We start from the raw sequence: 6,434 nt of genomic DNA, 5'->3' as shown, positions 1-6,434 counted from the left end.
AGAGAAATCTACTTTTTTGAAAAGGGTGATTTCGATGAACCTGTATGTTCTTTTGTGCTTAACGAGGAGGAAGCAAATCAGCTTGGTTCTGTATTAATGGGCACATTCTTTAAACCTGAAGCAAAAGAAGAAAAGGAAATGTTCTTAAAAAATCTCATAATCGAATGGATTTCTTTGGAAAAAGTCTCTCCTCTTGTAAACAAGAGCATAAAAGAATCTGAAATAAGAAAAAAAACCGGAGCATCAATCGTTGCTATCATACGGGGAGATTTAACAATAACCAATCCTTCACCGGATGAAATTTTAAGAGAAGGAGATATTATTGTATTAGTTGGAAATAAGCAACAAATAGAGAAATTCTATGAAATCTTTTACTCTGCTTGTGAGATAAGATAATGGAATATACATCGGTAAATTTTTTATTAAGCCTTGGATTAATTACATTAGTTTTATTTATCGTTGGTTTAATTGGAAAATTCTTAAAATTTCCAACAATCATACTTTTTATATTAATTGGAATTATTTTCGGAAAATATGTTCACGAAGATAAAACCTTGGAACATTTAAGTGAAATAGGGATTGTATTGTTATTTTTCTATTTAGGACTTGAATTTAATATTGCGAGAGCAATTGATGTTGCAAAGAGAATATGGGTTGTTGGCTTTATAGACTTATTTTTCAATTTTCTCGTTCCGGTAGTTGTTTTAAATATATTAGGATTTGAGTTTTTGGTCTCTATATTAGGGGGTGCAATAGCATATGCATCTTCATCAGCCATAACCTCGAAGATAATTGTAGATGAGAAAAGAATTGCAAACCCGGAAACAGAAATGATCCTTGGTTTAATGGTCTTTGAAGATATTATTGCTCCGATAATGTTGGCTGTCTTGGCAGGATTTTTATCGGGACAAAATATAGAAGGAATTGCAATCGGAATAATAGCATTAAAAATCTTAGCAGCATTTTCCTTTGTATTTCTAATCTCAATGACCTTTAAAAATCAGCTTGCTTTATTGATTGACAAGATATTAAACGAGGATTTATTTATATTGTTTGTTTTCGGAGGTCTTATAACTTTTGCAGGCCTGACTTACTCACTTGGTTTATCTGAAGCATTGGGAGCCTTCTTGATAGGTATGTTAATTTCTGAAACCGGAAAATCAGAAGAAGTTGAAAAAAGTATGTTATCTATTAGAGACCTTGCTGTTGCTATATTTTTCTTCCTATTTGGTGCAAATATTATATTAGATGAAAAATTATTAGACACTAAAACTATTTTGACCTTGGTAATTCTAATCGTTATTTCTACAGTTGGTAAATTTTTAACCGGATACATCGGGGGTAAAATATACGGACTATCTAAAAGAGCTTCTATTACAGCAGGATTCTCAATAATCAATAGAGGCGAATTTTCAATAGTTATATCAAAGCTATCTCCGGCAGCGTATTTATCATTTTTTGGTGTATACATATTTTTTATGGCTTTGATAGGTATACTTTTTGCCCAATATGCACCGAAACTGTCCAAGTTGATCGTAAAACCAAAGCAACGAAAGCAGAAAGTGCTTTCAAATTTTAACTAAGCATTAAAATTAATTAACATATTGACCGTAATTCTAAAGCCATAGAAAGAATCTCCTTTTTTTCTCAATTTTTAAAGGGTGTTCTAAAATTTTTATAAGCTTACCTTTCCGTGTCATCCTGAGGCCGTAAGGCCGAAGGATCTCATTTTTTAAATTTTATAAATATCACTAATTTCTCATCCAAGGTATAATAGTAAATAGAAGATTTAAAACAACTCTTTCTGCTTTCTTTTATTTCCAAGAATCTTTAAACTGATTGGAGCTATTAATGTAGTAATTGCAACTACAAATATTACACTTGCATAGAGCATATCATCAAAAAGTTTAGATTGCTTGCCTATTTCTGCAAAGATTAATCCAACTTCACCCCTTGGAAGCATTGAGAATCCTATTAATATTTTCTCATTTAAACTACCTTTAATAAAAAATCCTGAAATTAGCTTACTGACAAATGCCACAATCAATAACAAAATGGAGATTTTCCAAAAATCTATTGAAGTAAAATCTATAACCTTCAAGTTTAAACTTAGTCCTATGGATACAAAAAATATCGGTGTTAAGATTGAAACAATTGGTAATGTAGAATGTTCTATTTTTATAATCATTTTTTCTTTCTCTTCAGCTTTTAAGAAAAGTGCAAATGGAATTATAAACCGCCTTGAAAGGGCAAGTCCGACTGTAAAGGCTCCAAGGATTTCCGGGGAGCCAACTTCATGGGATAAAAAAGCAAAGAAAAAAACCATTGACATAATAGCAACAGGAATAAACTCATCACTTTTAAGCTTTTCGTAAAAAATATTTATCAACCTTGCAAGAATTTTAGCAACAATCGGGGCTAATATAAAGAATGTGGCTATATAAAATATTAAGATTACAGCTCCGTTTATGTCTATACTTCCTTTTTTTGCATATTCATATAAAACCGCTAAAACTATCACACCAATAATATCATCAAGAACAGCAGCACCAAGAACTATTTGAGCAAATCTTTCATTTAATTTTCCTAAGTCATCTAAAACTTTAACTGTAATACCTATACTTGTAGCCGTAAGAGTACCGCCGATAAAAAGAGATGTTGTCATAGAAAGATTTAAAATATAGTAGCTAATCAACGTGCCAAGAAGCATTGGAGTGAAAGCTCCAACAAAAGCAACGATAAAAGCATAAATTCCAACTTTTTTTAGCTGATGAAAATCTGCTTCAAGACCAACTTTAAATAAAAGTAATATAATTCCTATTTCTGCTAAAACTTTTATGATCTCATTTGGAGAGACAATTCCAAGAACGCTTGAACCAAGTATAACACCTGCTAAAATCTCTCCTAAAACTCCCGGAAGACCAAATTTATTGAAAATATCTCCAAAAACTCTTCCAACAAAAAGAATTATAGCCAAGCTTAAGAAAAGATAGTGTAAATCCATTTTAAAACTCCTTATATCTGTTTGTTATCGGCATTCTTCTATCTTTTCCAAATGCTCTTTCTGTAATCTTTATTCCTATTGGTGCCTGTCTTCTTTTGTATTCGTTTTTATCTATAAGATTTATTATCTTCTTTACATCTTTCTCTTCAAAGCCAAGCTTTACAATCTCTTCAACTGTTAAGTCCTGTTCTACGTAAAACTGTATAATTTGGTCTAAAATAGGATATGGAAGAAGTTCTGCTTCGTCTGTTTGATTTGGTCTAAGTTCTGCTGATGGTGGTTTTGTTAAAACTCTATCCGGTATTACTTTTGATATAGAATTTCTGTAATAGCTTAGCTCATAGACTTTTGTTTTTAGTACATCTTTTAAAACTGCAAATCCACCTACCATATCGCCGTACAGTGTTGAATATCCTACGCTCATCTCGCTTTTATTTCCTGTGGCGATAACTATCCAACCAAATTTATTTGATAACGCCATCAAAATATTTCCTCTGATTCTTGCTTGAAGATTTTCTTCTGTTGTGTCTGGTTTTAAGCCTTTAAATATTTCTTGAAATTCTTCTAAGTATTTATCAAAAATATTTTTTATTGGAATGGTAAATGTTTCAATATCAAGATTTTTAGCAAGCTCTAAAGCATCTTCTATAGATTCTTTTGAAGTATACTGTGAAGGCATTAAAACACCTTTAACATTTTCTTTTCCAAGTGCATCAACTGCTATGCAAGCTGTAAGTGAACTATCTATTCCCCCGCTTAATCCAATGACAACTTTCTTAAATCCATTTTTGTTTATATAATCTCTAAGCCCAACAACCAAAGCTTTATAAGTATCTTCTATCTCTTTTCTATCAAGTGCTATCTTTTGAGATATTTGATTATTTTTATTTTTGATTTTGTAGTCTAATCTAATCTCTTTTACATTTATAGGTTTTTTTAAGTATCTTAAATTTTTAAGTCTGTTATCTTTTAGCTGAAGTCTAAAAATCTCGTCAAGGTCTATATCTGCCAATAATAACTCTTCTTCAAAGGATTCTGCTTTTGCTAATATCTCACCTTGTGTATCTAAAATTAAGCTGTTTCCATCAAAAACAAGCTCATCTTGACCACCTACCATATTAACATATGCTATAGAAATTAGATTATCTCTTGACCTAACCTTTAACATCTCTTCTCTTCTTTTGACTTTTCCTTGTGAGTAAGGAGATGCGTTTATATTAATCACTACTTCAGCACCAAGAATAGCATAATCATTGACTGGATTTTCTGGATACCATATATCCTCACAGATTGATACTCCGACTTTATAATTATCTATTGATAAAAGTAATAGCCCATCTCCTTTTTGAAAGTACCTGTTTTCATCAAATACACCGTAGTTTGGCAGAAACTGCTTGTGATACACTCCGACTATTTCTTTATTGTAAATCACAGCGGCAGCATTAAAAACATCTTCTTGTTTGTCTATAAATCCTACAATTGCAATGATGTTATCAACATTTTCTTTTAGTTTTTCTAAGTAGTAAAGATTTTTTTCAATAAAACTTGGCTTTAAAATAAGGTCCTCTGGTGGATATCCTGTAAGAGCAAGTTCAGGGAAAGCTACTATGTCTGCTTCTAATTTTTTTGCCTTTTCAATAAATTCAAGGATTTTATTATAGTTATACTCAAAATCTCCAACTACTGGATTTATCTGTGCTAAGGCTAATCTAATTTTTTTCATAGAGTCTTTTTAACCTCTTTAAGCTTTAAGAAACCGGACTTCCTACCTCAACATCTTTATCTGTAGTTAGTACTGTCAATCTTTCTCCATCTTTTGCCGCCAATAACATACCGTGAGACTCTATTCCAAAGATTTTTCTTGGCTTTAAATTTGTAAGAACGATTACATTTTTACCTATAAGCTCCTGAGGCTCGTAATACTGTGCAATACCTGAAACTATTGTTCTCTCTTCATCTCCAAGACTTACTTTTAACTTTAAAAGTTTATCTGATTTTTCAACTTTTTCAGCTTCTAACACTTTTCCAACTCTCATTTTTATTTTTGCAAAATCATCAATAGTGATGTATTCTTCTTGTTTTACTTCCTCTTTTTTTACCTCTTCCATCTTTTTTTCTTCCTCCTTTATCTCAACTCTTGGGAATAATGGAACTACTTGATTTATAGCAATTTCTGCCGGAAAGCTATAAGGCTTAATATCTTTTTTGATTTCATTAATGTTTAACATATTTAAAGCTTCTGCCATTTTTTGCGGCATAAATGGGTTTAACATCCATACAACAGTATATATTCCATCTACAAGTGTGTAAAGTGTTGTCTTTAGATACTCTTTATCTTCTTTGTTTAACTTCCAAGGTTCTACTTTTACAATATATTTATTAAGCCAATCTATAAACTGCCAAACCTCTTCAAGACTTTTGCTAAATTCTAACCTTTGAATAAAATTTTTATAATTTTCCAAGGTTTTAGAATAAACATTTTTATACTCTTCTTCTATCTCTTTGAAAATAGAAGGTCTTTCTATTTTTCCGTTTTGGAATTTATGAATCATTGTTAAGCTTCTTGATATAAGATTGCCAAGGTCGTTTGCAAGGTCTGAGTTTATTCTATTTATTACAGCTGATTTAGAAAAATCACCGTCAAGCCCAAACGGAACTTCTCTTAATAAAAAGTATCTAAGTTGGTCAACGCCAAACTCATCTGCTGCTTTAAATGGGTCTACTACGTTTCCAAGAGATTTAGACATTTTATGACCCTCTACCGTCCACCAACCATGAGCAAAGACTTTTTTGGGAATTTCAAGTCCTGCACTCATTAAAAATGCCGGCCAATATACAGCATGAAATCTTAAAATATCTTTACCAACTATATGAACATCAGCAGGCCAAAACTCGTTAAGGTTTTCCGGATATCCAACAGCTGTTAGATAGTTAGTAAGTGCATCAAACCATACATAAATGGTGTGAGATGGGTCAAAAGGAACAGGGATACCCCATGCTACACGGTCTCTTTTCCTTGATACAGAAAGGTCTTTTAATCCTTGTTTTACAAATGAAACAACTTCATTTTTTCTAAAATCTGGTTGAATAAACTCCGGGTTTTTCTCATAAAATTCAAGAAGTTTATCTGTGTATTTAGATAATCTGAAAAAGTAGCTTTCTTCTTTGACTTTTTCACAAGGTTTTAAGTGGATAGGACATTTATAATCATAATCTTTTATCTCTGTCTCTGTTTTAAACTCTTCACATCCAACGCAGTAGTAGCTTTCATATTCAGAAAGATAGATATCTCCATTTTCATAGCATTTTTGAAAAATATATTGAACTGCTTTTATGTGGTCTGGGTCTGTGGTTCTGATAAATCTATCGTAGCTTATATTAAGCTTTCTCCAAAGCTCTTTAAATGCTAAATGGGTTTTATCTGCAAGCT

Annotated in this window: 5 protein-coding genes; 2 read left to right on the top strand and 3 right to left on the bottom strand. The window is 31.6% G+C overall.

The features are described from left to right. Both SULYE_RS04930 and SULYE_RS04925 read left to right on the top strand, forming a co-directional pair. Positions 1-396, top strand: a 396-nt coding sequence (locus tag SULYE_RS04930) for a cation:proton antiporter regulatory subunit (protein WP_007547118.1), incomplete at its 5' end; no start/stop codon positions are given. Next, on the top strand, positions 396-1,583 hold the full coding sequence (locus SULYE_RS04925; protein ID WP_007547117.1) for a cation:proton antiporter: 1,188 nt from the start codon (positions 396-398) through the stop codon (positions 1,581-1,583). The genes SULYE_RS04930 and SULYE_RS04925, both read left to right, overlap by 1 nt. A gap of 206 nt (positions 1,584-1,789) precedes the next feature. Here SULYE_RS04925 and SULYE_RS04920 read toward each other — a convergent pair whose 3' ends face one another. The 3 genes from SULYE_RS04920 to metG all read right to left on the bottom strand — a co-directional run. Beyond that, complete coding sequence (locus SULYE_RS04920; RefSeq protein ID WP_007547115.1) at positions 1,790-3,004, bottom strand: cation:proton antiporter; 1,215 nt, start codon at positions 3,002-3,004, stop codon at positions 1,790-1,792. A 1-nt stretch (position 3,005) separates the two neighbouring features. Beyond that, positions 3,006-4,727, bottom strand: a complete 1,722-nt coding sequence (locus SULYE_RS04915) for an NAD+ synthase (protein ID WP_007547113.1) — start codon at positions 4,725-4,727, stop codon at positions 3,006-3,008. Between the two features lie 25 nt (positions 4,728-4,752). Next, on the bottom strand, positions 4,753-6,434 hold a 1,682-nt coding region (gene metG, locus SULYE_RS04910), incomplete at its 5' end, for a methionine--tRNA ligase (protein WP_007547111.1).

This window comes from Sulfurihydrogenibium yellowstonense SS-5 (assembly GCF_000173615.1).
In the GTDB taxonomy this organism is placed as follows: Bacteria; Aquificota; Aquificia; order Aquificales; family Hydrogenothermaceae; genus Sulfurihydrogenibium; species Sulfurihydrogenibium yellowstonense.
The sequence above is the reverse complement of the archived record's forward strand: the minus strand, read 5'-3'. Positions and strand labels throughout refer to the sequence as shown.

Bases quoted from the DNA above. Each gene is read 5' to 3' on its own strand.
- SULYE_RS04920 (WP_007547115.1), bottom strand. From the start codon at position 3,004: ATGGATTTACACTATCTTTTCTTAAGCTTGGCTATAATTCTTTTTGTT.
- SULYE_RS04915 (WP_007547113.1), bottom strand. From the start codon at position 4,727: ATGAAAAAAATTAGATTAGCCTTAGCACAGATAAATCCAGTAGTTGGA.
- SULYE_RS04925 (WP_007547117.1), top strand. From the start codon at position 396: ATGGAATATACATCGGTAAATTTTTTATTAAGCCTTGGATTAATTACA.